Here is an 18,568-nt window from a genome sequence, read left to right on the forward strand (position 1 = left end):
CGGCTAATGTCCTGCATCCCTCCGGGATGCCCAAGACTTTCGCTTTCGGCCATTTCCACGTTTGGCAGAGAAAAACCGGCGGCTTGGGGCGCGGAAGAATACGTCCACTTCATTAGCAGCGAAGCGAGGCAATCTCGTTCCCGCAATGACTGCGGTCTGCGCCTGTTCCGTCCGGCGATCAGGTGATCGGCGCGGCTTGCCGGGGAGCGGGGGAGGGGGGTACAATCGCCCCTTCGCCCGGGGCATTTGGGTCCGGCGGGGCAAAGGAGCAGGCAAATGAACACGTTTCTGAAGATTGTGGGCGGCATTGTGGGCGTGAGCCTCGCCGTGCTGGCCATCCCGCTGTACGCCTATTTCCCCGGCCACAACTGGCGCACGGTGGAGAAGGGCGCCTTCTACGGGTCGCGCCAGATGAGCGGCGCGGCCATCAAGCGCTATGCCAAGAAGCACAACATCCAGACCCTGCTCAACATGCGCGGGCAGAACCCCGGCTCGTCGTGGTATGACGAGGAGGCCAGGGCCTGCGCCGAGGCGGGCATCGCCCACGAGAGCTTCGGCTGGTCCAAGAACAGCCTCCCCGATCCCGGGTCGCTGGCGCGCTTCATCTCCGTGCTGGAAACGGGGCGCAAGCCCTTCCTCGCCCACTGCCAGGGCGGCACCCACCGCACCGGCGTCGCGGCGGCGGTCTACCTCCTGCTCAAGGGCGCGGACGTCGCCACGGCGCGCAAACAGTTCGGCCCCATGTTCAACGACGCGCCCATCGGCGAGTTGCTGGCCCTCTACGAGCGTGGTGGCGCGGGCAGGCCGTTCAAACAGTGGGTCCTGGATGCGTACCCTGCGGCCTACGCCGCGCACAAGGCGGCCAAGGACGCCGCCGCCGCCCCGGCGGGCGCCGTTCCCGCCCCGGCCCCGGCCGGCTGAGGTCCGCCTTGATTGCTGGACAATTCAGGCGCGGGCCGGAGCCGTAGCGGGCAAGAGATTGCTTCGTTTCGCTCGCAATGACGCGGCAACGCATGCCATTGCAGTGGCGCGCATTTTCGTGTCATTGCCTTGACCGCGGAAAGACACGTCATTGCGAAGGAGCGCAGCGACTGAAGCAGCCTCGTTCTCGCCTCGGCTTCGGCTCTCACAACGTCTTATCCGGCAATCCGGGGGCCGCGCCCCGTTTGCGCGGGCAATCCGCCCTCGGGTAGCATCAGCGGCGCCCGAAGGGAACACGCCCATGCCCCCGGAACACAGCACGCCCCCCGGCCCCGCCCGCGACCATGTGCCCGAGATGTTCGACCGCATCTCCTGCACCTATGACCGCGCAAACACGGTGCTTTCCATGGGGTGCGACCGCGCCTGGCGGCGGCGGCTGGCGGGGATGGTCCCCCCCGGCGCGGCCCGCGTGCTGGACCTCGCCACGGGCACCTGCGATGTCCTGCTGACCCTGGCGCGGCGCGAAGGCGTCCGGCTGGCCGCGGGCGCCGACCTGTCGGCGGGCATGCTCCGCCGCGGCTGCTGCAAGGTGGCCGTCGCCCGGCAGGGGGGGAGGTGCGGCCTGGTCCGCGCCGACGCCACCCGCCTCGGCTTCGCCGACGGCGCCTTCGACGCCGTCACCATGGCCTTCGGCATCCGCAACGTCACGGACACCCTCGGCGCGCTCCGGGAGATCCGCCGGGTGCTGCGCCCCGGCGGCCGCGCGCTCATCCTTGAATTTTCCCTGCCGAAAAACGTCCTGTTAAGGGCGGGCTACCTGCTGTACTTCCGGCACATCCTGCCCCGCGTGGGCGGGCTTGTCTCCGGAGAGGCGGGCGCCTACCGTTATTTGAACAGGACTGTGGAGACCTTTCCCTACGGCGGGGCGTTTTGCGCCCTCCTGGCCGAGGCGGGGTTCTCCGCGCCGCGCGCGGTCCCGCTCACCTTCGGGATTGCGGCGATTTACGAGGCGGTCCGACCGGAAACCGGCTGAGATCCCCTGGAGGCACCGTACATGAAGCACCTGCTCCCTGCCCTGGCCCTGCTGCTGGGCGTTGCGCCCGCAGTGTTTGCCGAAGACCCCGCGCCGGCCGCCGCGCCCGCGGCCAAGGCCGACCCGGAAACCCTGGAGGAGTGGAAGCCGCCGCTGGCCAAGGTGCGCGAGCAGCTCGACCTGGTGGACCTCTTCGCCCAGACCACCCGTTTCGGCGGCATGACCGTGAAGGTGCCGGGGGACCTCCAGCGGGTGCCGCTGGAGCTGATCGAGGGCACTGAGGAGCTGCGCAAGCGCGACATCGAGCTGTATGTCAAGGAGCTGCGCTTCAAGGACCTGCGCGTCGCCCGCGAGCCCAAGGCCCTCTGGGTGGAGGCGGAGCGCCCCGGACTCCCCGCGCTTCTCGACTTCGCCACGCTGGGCCTGTCCATTGAGGCCAAGACCAAGATGGGGGTCATCCCCCTCGGCGCCACCTTCACGGACGGCAAGCTGCCCCTGGACTTCCTCCTGAAGCCCGAGGGCTACGACATCGGCGTGATCCCCGAGCGCCGCAAGGCCGACGCGAAGATGGACAACGTGAAGCTCGAGGTCGGCGGCCCGCTCACCAGCGGCATCGCCAACACCTTCTTCAAGAAGACCGTCGCCCAGCTCGTGATGAAATACGGCGTCGGCCAGACGCTAAAGCTCGGCGAGAAAGACCTCCTCAGCGGCGGCACCGCCGCCACCCTGCTCGACCTCAAGGCCGGCTCCGCCGAGGAAAAGGCCGTCTCCGGCGTGCTGGACCGCCTGCTGAAGAAATAGCGGGGGCAACGCGACCCCATCCGACCGATCCGACGGATCCGACCGATCGGTCCGATGGTTGGCGGCTGCGCTGCGGTGTTGTCCGGCGGGCGGCTGTTCTGTAGCGCAGGCGTCCCGCCTGACCGGTCTTCGTTTACCCGGCTTCCGGCCTCGTGCGGGAAAAAGACAAGGCCGCCGGGACGGCGGCGCTATGGAGTCGCCCGTTTCCCCCTACTCCTCCGCCGGGTCCTCTCCGAGGAGGAGGCGCACGACGGCGTTGGCCTGGTGGTCGCGGGGGGCCATGAGCCCCCGGCCGGGTTCTGCGGCGCGCCCTGTCAGTGGATCAGAACATTGCATACGGCAGGGGGATATGGATACTATCACTGTGGCGTTGGTCGTTTGGACTGGATCTGACCGACTCAAATGGATGGCGTCCCAAAAGAAAGGTTCTTGCTTGATCGTTGATCTTGGTGGTAGCATAGCCATACAGTCAGCAAAGAGGAGAAAAGTTGTGGAACAAACCCCTTTCAGTGATGTAACTTTCGCGGATAACCCGGAGCAACGGTGTCCAAGCCTGCTCCTTCTGGACGTTTCAGGCTCGATGGCCGGAGAACCGATCACAGAGCTTCAGGCAGGACTTGAGGGTTATTGTGACGAACTAGCCGCAGACCCATTGGCACGCAAGCGTGTGGAGATTGGGATCGTAACATTCGGCGGCCCCCCACGTGTTGTTCAGCCTTTCAGTACGGCTGATGCGGTATCAGTGCCACAGCTCCAGGCCAGAGGAGACACACCCATGGGGCAGGCTGTCAATATGGGCCTAAGCCTCTTGGACGAACGCAAGAAGGAGTATAAGCAGCACGGAATACCTTACTATCGACCCTGGGTCTTCCTGATTACTGATGGTGCGCCCACGGATGACTCTACCCCAGCGTGGCAGGAGGCTGTGGCGCGCCTGCGCACAGGGCAAGAGGAACGAGCTTTTCTGTTCTTTGCCGTGGGGGTAGAACGCGCCAACATGGACGTTCTGAAGCAACTGAGTGTTTCACGCGATCCTTTGAAGCTCAAGGGCCTTCGGTTTCGAGATCTATTTTCTTGGCTGTCAAATTCACAACAGGCGGTATCTCGGTCTATTTCTGGCGAAACAGTGCCCCTTGAAGACCCAACGGGGCCGACTGGATGGGGTGAGGTTAACGTCTAGTGTGGAAGACCATTTCCGCAAGTGTCGCAGGCTCAGCACACAGTCGACGGGCTGTAGAATGCCAAGATAAGTCCGAGGTCCTTGTCTATGATGTTCAAGGGTCGTGCCATCTCGTTGCCGCCGTTGCCGATGGGGCAGGCTCTGCTCTTCATGGAGCCCTTGGAGCCCAAATTGTTGTCACAGAAATGGTAAGAACTCTAATTCAATGCGCAGATGCAGTTACACCTCCTAGTGAAGTTGACGCTAGACAATGGATAAGCAACCTTCAAGGGATTCTTGATGAAAGGGCGGCGGAAATATCTGAAGAGATTGGGGCGCTTGCCTGCACTCTCCTAGCGTGTCTAATAGGTCCAATGCATTCAGTATTTATTCATATTGGGGATGGAGGTTGGATAGCAAAGGTTGATAATGAGTTGCAGGCTGTGACCTATCCGTACTCTGGAGAATACGAAAACGAGACCGTTTTCATTACTACACCAACATGCGTAGACAAGCTTCAATTCGTTTGCATTGAAAGGCCTGTCGAGATGGTTGCCGCCTACACAGATGGCCTTCAGCACCTATGCCTCGATTACAGATCTAGGCGTCCGCACGAGGGATTCTTTGGCCCAATCATGCTTAGACTCAGCGAGACGAAGAACGTGGATGCTCTCAACGAGAGCCTGGTGGCATTCCTGAATTCGGACGCTATCAACGAGCGCACAGATGACGACAAGACTCTCTTCATGGCGGTGCGCGATGAGGCATATCAGAATACATGCTTCTAGTTTCTGACATGGGTAGAGAGCATCACCTTGGCACCAGACTGGGCCGGGGAGGGGAGGGTGCTGTATTTAGAATATCCAATCGTCCTGGGTTTGTTGCCAAAATATACCACAAGGCTCTAGGACGCGATCGAATAGAGAAACTGCAGCACATGGTGGTCTTGAACGATAATGAGCTCGCTGCAAATTCTGCATGGCCATGTGAGCTGTTGTATCGCAAGCAGACTGAGCCTCCATGTGGATTCGTTATGCAGGCAGTACCATGTGGACACGAGCTCCATGAATTATATGGACCGGCATCTCGAAAAAGGCTGCTGCCAAACGCAACATGGGCATATTTGGTTCATGTCGCGCGCAACTTGGCGTGCGCCTTTTCTGTGCTTCACGCGCGAAACATCGTTATCGGCGACGTAAACCAGAGCAATGCTTTCGCGTGCTTGGACGGAAAAGTTATCCTTGTAGACTGCGACTCGTATCAAGTGACGAGTAGTACCCGATGCTATCCCTGCCATGTAGGAGTTCCAATGTACACTCCCCCAGAACTGCAGGGAATGAGCTTCAGAAACAGATGCCGCTCGCCTGAACACGATGGATTTGGGCTTGCTGTTCTCATATTCCAGCTTCTCTTCATGGGTAGGCATCCATTTGCCGGCATTGGTAAGATGGCCCAGCATCTTTCGCTCGAAAATGGCGAGGCAATTCGCAGAGGGCTGTACGTGTATGGCCAGCTTGCTCATCAGTCTGGAATGCGTGTTCCTCCTAATACACTGCCAATTAATTCTGTGCCTCCCCGTGTGCAGTCACTGCTAGAGGCAGCGTTTGTAAACAAAGGAGGACTGTTTCGCCGGCCACAGGCTACGGATTGGGCAACTGCTCTGGATCAACTGAAGAAGGGTCTAGTTATATGCCGTAGAAACAGTTGTCATGTGTACTCGAACCATCTCAAGAGTTGCCCTTGGTGCATGCTCGCACAGAACATGGGTACAGTGTTCTTTGGCCGAGCGTCCTTTCACGAGACATCAGGCTTTTCCATCAACAGCAGTTTGAACTACCGAGCTAAGGTAGATGCGCACGTTCTCCAGCTTTCGGCATATCACGATTTGAATGTATATGTGATGCGATACCACTATGAAGGAACCCCTTTGCCTGCTGCGTGCCGCGGAGTCGCTAATGACTTTATCGCTGGTGTTGTAATAGCATCTTGTTCTATACTGGCCGCTTATGCGTTTTCGGGTTTCTTTCTATTTGGAGTCCTCTTTGGTTTAGGTGGAATCATGCAAGGTTGGCGTAAGCCAGAGTACTATAACCAGCATATAGAAAGAAAAGCACGTCTTAATGTAAGTGAGAAACGTGCTAGGAGTGAATATCAATCCATGCGTGGCCTCCACGAGTCTCTAATGTCAAAGCATGCGAAAATGAAAACAAGTGCACTGCGAACCGTGTTGGAATATGAGCAGCTGGAATCAGTTTACGATTCTGAAATGCGCTCCCTAGTGCAAAAGAAAAGAACGCTTCAGTTAGAAGAATTCCTGAAGAGATATATGATTTGCTCTAGTTGTATTTCTGGCATAGGACCTGCTCGAAAAAATAGTTTATTAGCATATGGAATCGAAACTGCATCAGATATAGTTGCATCAAAAGTCCTGTTGGTTCCCGGAATCAAGGAACACTACTACCAAGTCTTGTCTCAGTGGAGGCGGGAATGTGAGAAGAAGTTCATCTACGATCCTAGTCTTCCAGTTCCTGCCGAGGAAATTGACCGATTCAACCGCAGGATGTTGGCGCGTAGAGACAACCTTCAGGAGCGCATTAGGAAGGTGTTGCACGAACTTGATTCCTTTGAGGCTTCAGCTTCGAAGGATATGAGTGAATCTATACGAGCAGTTGAGGTCGCCTGTCAAGAGTGGAAAAAGGCCGTTGCAGACTATCGTGTTATGGAAAACACATAGTATCACGTGCGCCTGCTGCCCTCCGACATGTGTTTCCCCCTATTCCTCCGCCGGGTCCTCGCCGAGGAGGAGGCGCACGACGGCGTTGGCCTGGTGGTGGGCGGCCACGCCGACGCGGGGGGCCATGAGCCCCCGGCCGGGTTCTGCGGCGGCGGTTCCGTCGCCCACGAGGTACAGGTGGGGCGCGGCGCGGCGGGTGCGGACCGTGTTGGCGGGGCCGTGGCCCGCGAGGCCGGACGCGGCGACGATGGGGACGCCGGGGAAGGCGCGGGCGTAGGCGGCCACAAGCAGGGCCTTCTGGTCGGCGCGGTCGAAGGCCTCCACCAGCACGTCCATGTCCCGGAAAATGCCCGGGATGTTCGCCTCCGTGAGGCGCACGGCGTGGGCGGTGAGGGCGACCCCCGGGTTCACGCGGCGCAGGGTGTCGCAGAGCGCTTCGGTCTTCAGCATCCCCAGCTGGTCCGTGAAATACTGCTGGCGGTTCAGGTTGCTCGGCTCCACCACGTCGAAATCCGCCAGCACGAGCCGGCCCACGCCCATGCGCGCGAGGGCCACGGCGACGGCGGAGCCCAGCCCGCCGAGCCCGGCGATCCCCACTGCGGCCGCCTTGAGCCGCCGGTGCACGCCGGGCGTGTGGCGCGCGGCCATGAGCGCCTCCAGCTCCTCCGGCGGCGGGGTTTCCCCCCGGCGGATGAACACCACGGCGTCCCCCTCGCGGAGCGGCAGGTCCTCCGTGACGGCCGCGCCGTTCACCACCACCACGTCGGCGCCGGGCTTGACGGCGTCGCGCAGGGAGAAGGCCGTCGCCCCGTCGGGGGCGTCGTGGGGCTGTTCTGACAGCAGAATGCGGGGCATGGGCGAATCCCTCATTGCGCGCGGGCGGTCCAACTTGGTAGAGTCAGCGGGGGCGCGGGACACCCCGGTCCCCCACGGAACAACCTCCCAAGGAGAGACACACGATGCGGCGCATGACTGTTCTTTCGGGCCTTCTCATTGTAGCACTCGCGGCGGCCGCCGCCCTTCCCGCCATGGCGGCGGACGACGACAAGGTGATGGGCGTGTACGAGGGCGCCTTTGACGGCGGCGGCTGGGACGGGAAGACGATCCGCGCCCAGGTCCGCGCCGAGAGCAAGTTCGCCCAGACGGCGGTGATCAAGATCGGTGACGGGACGCAGGAGGTCCGGGTCGAGGTGCCGGGCAAGGGCCGTGAGGGCCGTTTCACCTTCACCGGCGAAGTGGACCTCGGCGCGCTGGGCGGCAAGGCGGAGGTCTCCGGCAAGATCGCCAGCGAGACCTTCACGGGCGCAATCAAGACCAAGAAGGAGGCGGCCTTCACCCTGAAGCGGAGCTTCCCCGAGCCGCCGACGCGCGGCATGGCCGCCCCCGAGGGCGCCGTGGCCCTGTACGACGGCACGAACCTCGACCAGCACTGGAACCTGGTGCCCCACTGGTGCCCCCAGCCCGACGGCTCGGTCCAGATCTGCAACACGAACCTCCAGACGAAGGAGGAGTTCGGCTCCGGGCTCTACCACATCGAGTTCATGACGCCCTTCCTGCCCGAGGAGCGCGGCCAGGGCCGCGGCAACAGCGGCTGCTACATCCTGGGCCGCTACGAGGTGCAGGTGCTCGACAATTTCGGCTGGGCGCCCAAGGACAACCTCTGCGGCGGCATCTACCAGAAGGCCGTCCCCATTGCGGACGCCGTGCTGCCGCCCCTCCAGTGGCAGACCTATGACATCACCTTCACGGCCGCGCAGTACGACGCGGCGGGCAGCAAGACGGCCAACGCCCGCATCACCCTGGTGCACAACGGCGTCACGGTCCACGACGACGTGGAGCTGGACAGCCCGACGCCGGGCGGCGTGAGCGACCAGGACGCCCCGAAGGGCCCGCTCTTCTTCCAGGACCACGGCAACACCGTGAAGTTCCGGAACATCTGGTTCAAGCCCGCCGGCTGAGCCGCGCGGCAACCCAACGGGGGCTCCGGCCCCGGGGAGGCATGAGGCGTGCGTCTTTCGCTGGTGATACCCGCCTACAACGAGGCGGCCCGCATCGGGCCGACCCTCGAGCGGGCGCGGGACTATCTCCGCAGGCAGGAGGGCGATGCCGAGATCGTCGTGGTGGACGACGGCAGCACGGACGGCACGGCGGATGTGGTCCGCGGATTCGAGGCCGACGACGGGCCCGCTGTGCGCCTGCACGTCTTCCCGGAGAACCGGGGCAAGGGCGCGGCGGTGCGCGAAGGCATGCTCCGCCAGGCCACCGGCGCCTTCCGCTTCTTCACCGACGCCGACGGCTCCACCCCCGTGGAGGAGATGGAGAAATGCGGTGCCCTCTTCGGCGGGGAGGCCGACATCGTCATCGGGTCGCGCGCCCTGCCGGAATCGCGCATCGAGATCCACCAGGCGTGGCACCGCGAGCGCATGGGCCGCGTGTTCAACACCCTCCTGCGGACCGTCCGCCTGACGCGGTTCCGCGACACCCAGTGCGGCTTCAAGGGCTTCACCGCCGGCGCCGCGGAGCGCTGCTTCTCCCGCCAGACCCTCGACGGCTTCTCCTTCGACGTGGAGGTGCTGTTCATCGCGGGGCTCCAGGGCCTGCGCGTCCGGGAGGTGCCCGTGGTCTGGCGCAACAGCCCGCAGTCGCGGGTCCACGCCTGCACCGACTCCACCCGCATGTTCCGCGACGCCCTGCGCATCCGGCTGAACGCGGGCGCGGGGAGATACCGATAAGAAGACGAGGACGCGTTTGCCGGATACGGAAACGAGAGAACGGCTGGCTGCGGGAAAACGCGCCCGCCAAAGGAAGACCGGAGGCCTTCCGACAAGAGATTGCTTCGCTACGCTCGCAATGACGCGGGGACAAAAGCCGCTGTAATGACGCAAGAACACCCGTCATTGCGAAGGAGCGAAGCGAGGGAAGCAATCTCGTGCTGGAACCGCCTCTGCGGGCACAAAAGGAATGAAGGTTTGGCGGGCACGAGATGGCTTCGCTTCGCTCGCCATGACGCGCCGCCGCCCGTCATTGCGAAGGAGCGAAGCGACTGACGCAATCTCGTGCCCGGAAGACACCATGGGCGGGCTTCCAGCCCGTGATTAAGGAGCACTCACCATGAAGACAACCCGCAGAGCCTTCCTGGGCATGGCGGGGGCGGCGGCGCTGGCCGCCGCGCGGCGGCCAGCGCCCGCCCACGCCGCGGCGAAGCCGCCGAACATCATCTTCATCCTCGCCGACGACCTGGGCTACGGCGACCTGGGCTGCTACGGGCAGGAGCAGGTGCTCACGCCGCGCATTGACGCCATGGCCGCCGGGGGCGTGCGGTTCACCCAGTGCTATGCGGGCAGCACGGTCTGCGCGCCGTCGCGGTGCTGCCTCATGACGGGGATGCACACGGGCCACGCCCGCGTCCGCGGCAACAGCCTCGTGCCCCTGGAGCCGGGCGACGCGACGGTGGCCGGGGTGCTGCGCGGCGCGGGCTACGAGACCGCCCTCATCGGCAAATGGGGCCTGGGCGAGCCGGACACCACCGGCGTCCCCACGCGCATGGGCTTCGACTATTTCTTCGGCTACCTCAACCAGAAGCACGCCCACAACCACTACCCGGATTACCTCTGGGAAAACGAGACCCGGGTGGACATTCCCGAGAACGTGCAGGACGGGAAGCACGAGGGCGTCTGCGCGCAGTGCGGCGTTTACGCCGACGACCTCTTCGCGGACAAGGCGCTGGCGTTCATCGAAAAGGACCGCGAAAAGCCCTTCTTCCTCTACCTCAGCCACGTCATCCCCCACGCCAACAACGAGCGCGGCGCGGCTCTCGGCAACGGCATGGAGGTGCCCGACTTCGGCCCCTACGCCGACAAGCCCTGGCCCGACCCCATCAAGGGCCACGCCGCCATGATTACCCGCCTCGACAGCCACGTCGGCCGGGTCCTCGACACCCTCCGCGCGAAAGGCCTCGACCGCGACACGATCGTCCTCTTCGCCAGCGACAACGGCGTCCACAAGGAGGGCGGGGTAGACCCGGACTTCTTCAAGAGCTCCGGCCCGCTCCAGGGCATCAAGCGCAGCATGCACGACGGCGGCATCCGCGTGCCCATGGTGGCCTGGGGGCCGGGCCGCGTGCCCGCGGGCGCCGTGAGCGACCAGCTCTGGGCTTTCTGGGACTTCCTGCCCACGGCCGCCGAACTGGCGGGCGCGCAGGCCCCGGCGGGGCTCGACGGCGTCTCTGTCGCCGCCGCCCTCACCGGCGCCGCCAAGATTGACCACCCGCCGCTCTACTGGGAGTTCCACGAGGGCGGCTACTTCCGTGCCGCCCGGATGGGCGACTGGAAGGCCGTCAGCCTCAGTCCCAACGAGCCCACCCAGCTCTACAAATTCCCCGAAGACATCGGCGAGGCGAACAACGTCGCGGCGGACCACCCCGACATCGTCGCAAAGGTGGATGCCTTCATGGCCTCCGCCCGCACCCCCTCCGAACACTGGCCGGGACGCGCGGGAAAGAAGAAAAAGAAGTAGGCCGCGCCACGGAACCTCCAGCATGGCACACCCCCCGCCCGGCCGCCGGGCCTGCATACACACCCTCGGATGCCGCCTGAACCAGGCGGAGAGCGCCCTGCTGTGCGACCAGCTCGCCGCGGCGGGGTATGTGGTCGTGCCTTTCGGCGAGCCCGCGGACCTGGGGGTCGTCCACACCTGCACGGTCACGCGGGAGGCGGACGCGAAGTCGCGGCAGATGATCCGGCAGTTCATCCGGGCGAACCCCGGCGCGCGCACGGTGGTCATCGGCTGCTATGCCCAACTCCGGGGGGCGGACATCGCGGCGATCCCCGGGGTGGACCTCGTGCTGGGGAACGCGGAGAAGATGCGCCTCGCGGAGCACCTCGCCGCGCTGGACGCCGCGCCGCCGGAGGACCGCGTGCGCGCCCCGCGCCTGGGACGCGCGCCGTTCACCCTGCCCTGGACCCCGGACGGCCCGCCCGTCACGCGGCGCATGAACCTCAAGATCCAGGACGGCTGCGACTTCATGTGCAGCTACTGCATCATCCCCTTCGCCCGCGGGCGGTCGCGGTCGCGGCGGCTGGACGACCTCGTTGCCGAGGCGGCCTCCCTCGCGGCGCGCGGCGCGCGGGAGCTCATCCTCACGGGGGTGAACCTCGGGGGCTACGCCTGCGACGGGAAGACGCTGGTGGACGCAGTGGACCGGCTGAACGCCCTGCCCGGCGTGGAGCGGATCCGCATCAGCTCCATCGAGATGACAACGGTGCTTCCCGGGCTGCTGGAGCGCATGGCCGACCCGGCCCACCGCCTCGCGCCGCACCTGCACCTGCCGCTCCAGTCGGGGTCCGACCGCATCCTCGCCGCCATGCGCCGCCACTACACGCGCGCGGAGTACCTGGACACCCTGCGCGCCGCCGAAGCGGCCGTGCCCGGCATTGGCCTCGGCGCGGACGTGCTCGCGGGCTTCCCCGGCGAGACGGAGCAGGACCAGGCGGACACCCTGGCCCTCATCGCCGAAAGCCCCCTGGCCTACCTGCACGTCTTCAAGTACTCCCCCCGGCGCGGTTCGGCGGCCGAGCGCCTGCCCGAGAAGGCCGACCCCGAAACGGCGAAAAGGGGAAGCGCCGCCCTGCGCGCCCTCGGCGCGGCAAAACACCGCGCCTTCCAGGAGCGTCACTTGGGGCGGACGGTCGAGGTGCTTTTCGAGGACCGCGCGGGCGGCTGGTGGACCGGATTCACGGGGAGCTACCTGCGCGTCGGCGTCCGCGGCGGGGAAGACCTGGCCAACCGCATCGGCCGGGTGGCGGTGGAGGCCGCGCACAAGGACTTCGTCACCGGCACCCTCGACGGCCCCCTCCGCTGAGGGGGGGGCGCGTTTCGCGCGCTTGCAGACACCCGGGCCTTCCGCCCAAAAGGCCGTGACCCCCGTGTCCGGCGGAGCCCGGCAGCCGCGAGAAACTTGACACACGGCGGGGTTAACCGCTATGCTACCCGTCCTGTGCGGACGCGGTGTGTCCGCGTGCGTGTCTTTTTGCCGGAGACGGCGTCAGGCCGTTTCCCGTGAAAAACCACTGAACCCGGCGCGGGACACGTCCGCGCCGAAACGAAGGACCATCGGAAACTGACATGGCGAGATATCTCGGACCGAAGCACAAGTTGAGCCGCCGCATCGGGAAGTGCATCTGGGGCAAGCCGAACAGCCCCGCCGCGAAGCGCCCCTATCCGTCCGGACAGCACGGGCCGAACCTTCGGCGCAAGCTGTCGGTGTACGGCACGCAGCTGCTGGAGAAGCAGAAGCTGCGCATGTACTACGGCGCGATCATGGAGAGGCAGATGCGCCGGATTTTCGACAAGGCGCGGCGGCTGGGCGGCAACACGGGCACCAACCTGATGATGTTGCTGGAGTCCCGGCTGGACTGCGTGGTCTGGCGGATGGGCTTTGCGCCGACGATCTTCGCCGCGCGCCAGCTGGTCACGCACTGCCACATCCTGGTGGACGGCGAGAAGGTCAACATACCGTCCTTCCAGGTGAAGCCGGGCATGGCCGTTTCGGTCCGTCCGAAGAGCCGCAAGATTCCGATGATCATGGAAGGTGCGGAGCACCCGCCGGTGCAGATCCCCGAATTCCTGGACCGGGCGCCCAAGGCCTTCGAGGGCAAAATGATCGCCACGCCGAACGCGGCCACGATTCCGTACCAGGTGGACACGAACAGCATTATCGGTTTCTACTCCCGGTAATCCGGTTCCGAATGCGTTATCTTCCTGGCGGACCGCGCCATCGGCGGTTCGCCAGCCTTTTTTTTGCGATGGAAGGGCCGTTTCCCGGCGCCGCGCGGCGCGGGGCAGGAGCTTAAGGCATGAGCATTGAAGTCGTCGTCGGAGCCAACTGGGGGGACGAGGGCAAGGGGCGGATGGTGGACTACCTGGCGCAGGACGCGGATTTCGTGGTCCGGTTCCAGGGCGGGAACAACGCGGGCCACACGGTGGTCAACGAATTCGGCGAGTTCAAGCTGCACCTGCTGCCGTCGGGCGTGTTCAACCCGAACGTGGTGAACATCCTCGGGCCGGGCATGGTCATTGACCTCCAGGGGCTGGCCGGGGAGATTGCCGACCTGAAGGCGCGGGGCATCACGCCGAACCTGCGCGTGTCGGACCGCGCGACGATCTGCTTCCCCTTCCACCGGATGGAGGACGGCTGGGAGGAGGACCGGCTCGGCAAGAACGCCTACGGCTCCACGCGGCGCGGCATCGCCCCGGCCTACGGCGACCGCACGATGAAGAAGGCGATCCAGACCGGCGAGCTGCTGTATCCGGAGCGCTTCAGGGAGCGGCTGGCGTCGGTCTGCGAGTGGAAGCTCCAGAAGGCGGAGCGCTTCTACGGGCGCACGGGCGAGTTCACCTTCGAGGAGATGCTGGCGTGGTCGGAGGCGGCGGCGGAGACGGTCGCCCCGCTCATCTGCGACACGTCGGTGCTGCTGGAGGAGGGCGCGCGCGCCGGGAAGAAAATCCTCTTCGAGGCGCAGCTCGGCACCCTGCGCGACCTGAGTTTCGGCATCTACCCCTACACCACGTCGTCCTGCACGCTGGCGGCCTACGCCCCCATCGGCGGCGGGCTCTTTGGCCGTCCTGCGGACCGTGTGGTGGCGGTGGTCAAGGCGTTCTCCACCTGCGTGGGCGAGGGCCCCTTCGTCACGCTCATGGAGAAGGACCTGGCGGACCGGCTGCGCGAGTCGGCCAAGGAGTACGGCGCGGCGACGGGCCGCCCCCGGACCATCGGCCACTTCGACGCCCTGGCCACGCGCTACGGCGCGCAGGTGCAGGGGGCCACGGAAATCGCCCTCACCAAGCTGGACAGCCTGACCGGCATGCCCTCGCTGAAAATCTGCACGCACTACACGCACGGGGGAAAGGTCTACGACCGCTTCCCCCTGAACGCGGTCCTGGAGGAGGCGGCGCCGGTGTACGAGGAGACGGCGGGCTGGTCGGAGGACATCTCCGGCGTCCGCAAGTTCGCCGACCTGCCCGAGGCCGCGCGGAAGTACGTCCTCCGCATCGAGGAGCTGGTGCGGTGCCCCATCCGCTTCGTGTCCGTCGGGCCGGAGCGGGAGGCGCTGATTGACCGGGGGGCGCGCGGCTGAGGCCGGCCCGAGAAGACGCCCCATGCCAGAGACAACCATTCCATTCCCCCCCCTCGGCGCGGTCGGGCCCCTGGTCGCCGCGCTCCGGGAAAAGGGGCGCCGCGCCGCCCTGACGGGGGCGTGGGGCTCGGCGAAAACCCTGGCGGCCGCCCAGGCCGCCGAGGCCCTGGGCGCGCCCCTGTTCGCCGTGGCCCCCGGGCGCGTCGAGGCCGAGGCGCTCCACGACGACCTCTGCACCCTCTTCGGCGAGGAGCGCTGCGCCCTCTTCCCCGCGTGGGAGGTGCTTCCCACGGACCTCATGAGCCCGTCGGACGACATCGTGGCGGAGCGCATGAACACCCTGGAGCGCATGCTCGCCGCCCGCGACGCGGGCGCGCCGCTGCATGTGGCGGCCCCCTTGCGCGCGGTCATGCAGTATGTGGCCGACCAGCGCCGGCTGCGCGCGGACACGCTCACCCTGCGCGAGGGGGAGGAGCGCGACCTGGACGACCTGCTGGCGCAGCTGGTCAAACTCGGCTACGAGCGCGATGTGATGGTGGAGCGGCGCGGGGATTTCAGCCTGCGCGGCGGCATTCTGGACGTGTTTCCCATCTCCTCCGAGCTGCCCTTCCGCCTGGAGTTCTTCGGCGACCGCATCGAGTCCCTGCGCCTCTTCGAGCCCGAGACCCAGCGCAGCGTGGGCAAGGCCGTCTCCGTCACCCTGGCGCCCCGGTCGGAGAAGGCCCTGCTGGCCGAGGGCCTGCGCGCCGGACGCCACAAGGCCGCCCTCACGGAGTACCTGCCCGGCAACACGCTGGTGCTCGCGGACGAGCCCGTGTCCCTCGCGGAGAAGGCCGCGGAGATCGCGGAGCAGTCCCGGAACAACCCCTTCTTCATGTCGCCGGAGGACCTGGAGAAACGCCTCGGCGCGTTCCGCCGCCTGGACGCGGCGCAGTCGCCCTTCGACCCCCTTCCGGGCGTGAAGCCCGTGCGGATGGCCACACTTTCGGTCATGAACTTCAGCGGGCGCGGCCCGGAGTTCTGGGAGCAGATGCGCCGCTGGGAGCAGGAGCGCTACGCCGTCACCCTGTTCTGCGTGAACACGGGCGAGCAGCGCCGCCTGCTGGAGCTGCTGGAGGAGCAGGGGTTCATGCCGGGGCGCGGCGGGGACTTCGACCTGCGCGTGCGGGTGGGGCGGCTTCGGGCGGGTTTTGTGTCGCCCGCGGACCGGCTGGCCGTCCTGAGCGAGGGCGAGATCTTCGGCCGCCACTACGTGCGCCGCCGCCGCCGCCGCTTCGAGGCGGGGGCCGCGGTCACGCAGTTCAGCGACCTGAAGGCGGGCGACTACATCGTCCACGAGGTCCACGGCGTGGGCCGCTACCTGGGTCTGAAACGCTTCGCCGGGAAGGCGGGCGACTACATGGCCCTTCAGTACGCGGGGGGCGACACGGTCTACGTGCCCATCACGCACATGGACCAGATACAGAAGTTTGTGGGCGGCGAGGGCGCGCTGCCGAAGATGGACCGCATCGGCGGGGCGAGCTGGGCGCGGCGGCGCGCGCGCGTGAAGAAGGCGGTCCGCGAGATGACGGACGCGCTGGTGCGGCTCTACGCCGCGCGGGAGACCGTGCGCGGCCACGCGTTCGGCCCGGACACCCCGTGGCAGCACGAGTTCGAGGACGCCTTCGAGTACACCGAAACGCCGGACCAGGCGCGGGCCATCGCGGAGACCAAGCGGGACATGGAGTCGCACCGGCCCATGGACCGGCTCATCTGCGGCGACGTGGGCTACGGCAAGACGGAGGTGGCGCTGCGGGCGGCGTTCAAGGCCGCCATGGACGGCAGGCAGGCCGCCGTGCTCGCGCCGACGACCGTGCTCGCCCAGCAGCACTACAACACCTTCCGCGAGCGCATGGCCGACTACCCCGTGCGGATCGGCCTGCTCAACCGCTTTCGCACGCCCGCCCAGATCCGCGAGACGGTCCACCAGCTCCGCGACGGCGAGCTGGACATCGTCATCGGCACGCACCGGCTCCTGTCCAAGGACATCGTGTTCCGCGACCTGGGCCTCGTGGTGATTGACGAGGAGCAGCGCTTCGGCGTGGCGCACAAGGAGCGGCTCAAGCAGCTGCGCACGCATGTGGACGTGCTGACGCTGTCGGCCACGCCCATCCCGCGCACGCTCCACATGTCCCTCATCGGCATCCGCGACATGAGCGTCATCAACACGGCGCCCAACGACCGCCTGCCGATCCACACCTGCGTGGAGGCGTGGGACGCCAACCTGATCCGCGAGGCCGTGGAGCGCGAGCTGGCGCGCCAGGGCCAGGTCTTCTTCCTGCACAACCGCGTGCAGACCATCGAAAAGGCCGCCGCCTTCGTCGGCAAGCTCGTGCCGCGCGTGCGCGTCGGCGTGGGCCACGGCCAGATGCCCAAGCACGCCCTGGAGGAGGTCATGACGGCCTTCGTCAACCGCGAGCTGGACGTGCTGGTCTGCACGACCATCATCGGCTCCGGCATTGACATCCCCAACGCGTACACGATCATCGTGGACCGGGCGGACCATTTCGGGCTCAGCCAGCTCTACCAGATCCGAGGCCGCGTGGGCCGCTACAAGCACCGCGCCTTCGCCTACCTCCTCGTGCCCGGAGACCGCGCCCTCACCGAGGACGCCCAGCTCCGCCTCAAGGCCCTGGAGGACTTCTCCGCCCTCGGGTCGGGCTACCGCATCGCCATGCGCGACCTCGAAATCCGCGGCGCCGGCGACCTCCTCGGCGCGGACCAGGCCGGGCACATCGCCGAGGTCGGCTATGAGACCTACCGCCAGCTTATCGAGGACGCCGTGGCCGAGGCCCGCGGACGCCCCGCGCGCCGCCGCCAGCTCCCGCCCCTCGACGCCCCCGTGGACGCCCACATCCCCGAGGACTACATCCCCACGGGCCAGCAAAAGATGACCATGTACCGGCGGCTGGCGGGCGTCGGCTCCGTCGAGGAGCTCCGCGAACTGCGCGACGAGCTGCGCGACCGCTTCGGCCCGCCGCCCGCGCCCGTGGACCGCCTGCTCCAGGTGATGGAGGCCCGCGTGCTCGGGCTGGACGCGGGGGCCACCGCCGTCCGCGCCGGCCGCGCGGAGATCTTTGTGGCATTTGAAAGCGCCGCCACGCTTCCCCAGGCCGGCGAGGCGCGGCTCCGCCGCCTCTTCCAGGGAAGGCTCCGCCTCGACCTCCACGACAAGCCCGCCGCCGTGCTCACCCTGCCCCCCGCCGCCGACCCCCTCCGCGAATGCCTCGACTTCCTCCAAGTCCTCGCCCGCGAACGCGCCGGAGAGGGGGACGGGGAGGAGGAGTAGGCCGCCGCGCTGGTGACATGCGCCAGAAGGCCAGGCTAGAGCCTGGCGCTCCCAGGGGGCGCGATGGGCCGGTCATCCAACGGCCGCCGCGCTCCTGCAACACCACGGCTTCGACGTGTCCCTTACCCCGAAAGGACAGATACCCGCCGGTCAGTGCGCCCTGCCCCCCCCAGCGCACGGATAGCCGCCGGTCAGTGCACCCTGTCCCCCCAGCGCACGGGTAGCCGTCGGTCAGCGCACCCTGGGATCGCCAGGCTCCAGCCTGGCTGGGTCCACTCCACGGCCCAAGTACGGCGCGTTGACCCAAGAACATGCCTGGAGAGCGAAGACAAGGCCGCCGGGACGGCGGCGCTACGGGCGCGCTGACCCAACATGGAGCATGGAAGGCGAAGACAAGGCCGCCGGGACGGCGGCGCTACGTGGGCGTCGTCCACCGGTTGTCTCCGTAGGGGCGAAT

The 18,568-nt window shown here is 66.2% G+C and carries 14 protein-coding genes; 13 read left to right on the plus strand and 1 reads right to left on the minus strand.

Translation table 11 applies throughout. The features are described from left to right. Positions 1 to 276: 276 nt before the first annotated feature. The 6 genes from GXY15_00005 to GXY15_00030 all read left to right on the plus strand — a co-directional run bounded on the left by GXY15_00005 (position 277) and on the right by GXY15_00030 (position 6,648). A complete protein-coding gene (locus GXY15_00005) occupies positions 277 to 921 on the plus strand; it encodes a dual specificity protein phosphatase family protein (GenBank protein NLV39598.1) in 645 nt (214 codons plus the stop codon). Between the two features lie 355 nt (positions 922 to 1,276). After that, complete coding sequence (locus GXY15_00010; protein NLV39599.1) at positions 1,277 to 1,954, plus strand: ubiquinone/menaquinone biosynthesis methyltransferase; 678 nt, start codon at positions 1,277 to 1,279, stop codon at positions 1,952 to 1,954. A 21-nt stretch (positions 1,955 to 1,975) separates the two neighbouring features. Next, a complete protein-coding gene (locus tag GXY15_00015; GenBank protein ID NLV39600.1) occupies positions 1,976 to 2,755 on the plus strand; it encodes a hypothetical protein in 780 nt (259 codons plus the stop codon). Between the two features lie 406 nt (positions 2,756 to 3,161). After that, positions 3,162 to 3,935, plus strand: a complete 774-nt coding sequence (locus GXY15_00020; protein ID NLV39601.1) for a VWA domain-containing protein — start codon at positions 3,162 to 3,164, stop codon at positions 3,933 to 3,935. Next, positions 3,935 to 4,702, plus strand: coding sequence for a protein phosphatase 2C domain-containing protein (locus GXY15_00025; protein ID NLV39602.1), 768 nt, complete (start codon positions 3,935 to 3,937; stop codon positions 4,700 to 4,702). Before GXY15_00020 ends, GXY15_00025 begins: the two co-directional genes overlap by 1 nt. Next, positions 4,693 to 6,648: a hypothetical protein gene (locus tag GXY15_00030; GenBank protein ID NLV39603.1), complete on the plus strand. Its 1,956-nt coding sequence runs from the start codon at positions 4,693 to 4,695 to the stop codon at positions 6,646 to 6,648. The genes GXY15_00025 and GXY15_00030 overlap by 10 nt, the downstream gene beginning before the upstream one ends. Positions 6,649 to 6,687: 39 nt before the next feature. Here the strand turns inward: GXY15_00030 and thiF are convergent, their stop codons facing one another. Then, a complete protein-coding gene (thiF, locus tag GXY15_00035) occupies positions 6,688 to 7,503 on the minus strand; it encodes a sulfur carrier protein ThiS adenylyltransferase ThiF (protein ID NLV39604.1) in 816 nt (271 codons plus the stop codon). Positions 7,504 to 7,607: 104 nt separating this feature from the next. Here thiF and GXY15_00040 point away from each other — a divergent pair, with 104 nt between their 5' ends. The 7 genes from GXY15_00040 to mfd all read left to right on the plus strand — a co-directional run bounded on the left by GXY15_00040 (position 7,608) and on the right by mfd (position 18,111). Continuing rightward, a complete protein-coding gene (locus GXY15_00040; protein NLV39605.1) occupies positions 7,608 to 8,606 on the plus strand; it encodes a DUF1080 domain-containing protein in 999 nt (332 codons plus the stop codon). A 48-nt stretch (positions 8,607 to 8,654) separates the two neighbouring features. Beyond that, a complete protein-coding gene (locus GXY15_00045) occupies positions 8,655 to 9,380 on the plus strand; it encodes a glycosyltransferase family 2 protein (GenBank protein NLV39606.1) in 726 nt (241 codons plus the stop codon). Positions 9,381 to 9,789: 409 nt separating this feature from the next. Further along, positions 9,790 to 11,163 carry an arylsulfatase gene (locus GXY15_00050; GenBank protein NLV39607.1) on the plus strand — a complete coding sequence of 458 codons (1,374 nt, stop codon included), beginning with the start codon at positions 9,790 to 9,792 and terminating at the stop codon, positions 11,161 to 11,163. Positions 11,164 to 11,185: 22 nt separating this feature from the next. After that, a complete protein-coding gene (gene mtaB, locus GXY15_00055; GenBank protein ID NLV39608.1) occupies positions 11,186 to 12,508 on the plus strand; it encodes a tRNA (N(6)-L-threonylcarbamoyladenosine(37)-C(2))-methylthiotransferase MtaB in 1,323 nt (440 codons plus the stop codon). Positions 12,509 to 12,771: 263 nt separating this feature from the next. Next, positions 12,772 to 13,383 carry a 30S ribosomal protein S4 gene (gene rpsD / locus GXY15_00060; GenBank protein NLV39609.1) on the plus strand — a complete coding sequence of 204 codons (612 nt, stop codon included), beginning with the start codon at positions 12,772 to 12,774 and terminating at the stop codon, positions 13,381 to 13,383. Between the two features lie 119 nt (positions 13,384 to 13,502). Further along, positions 13,503 to 14,783, plus strand: coding sequence for an adenylosuccinate synthase (locus GXY15_00065; protein ID NLV39610.1), 1,281 nt, complete (start codon positions 13,503 to 13,505; stop codon positions 14,781 to 14,783). Positions 14,784 to 14,805: 22 nt separating this feature from the next. Next, positions 14,806 to 18,111: a transcription-repair coupling factor gene (gene mfd, locus GXY15_00070; protein ID NLV39611.1), complete on the plus strand. Its 3,306-nt coding sequence runs from the start codon at positions 14,806 to 14,808 to the stop codon at positions 18,109 to 18,111. Positions 18,112 to 18,568: the final 457 nt, after the last annotated feature.

It is taken from the genome of Candidatus Hydrogenedentota bacterium, from assembly GCA_012730045.1.
In the GTDB taxonomy this organism is placed as follows: domain Bacteria; phylum Hydrogenedentota; class Hydrogenedentia; order Hydrogenedentales; family CAITNO01; genus JAAYBR01.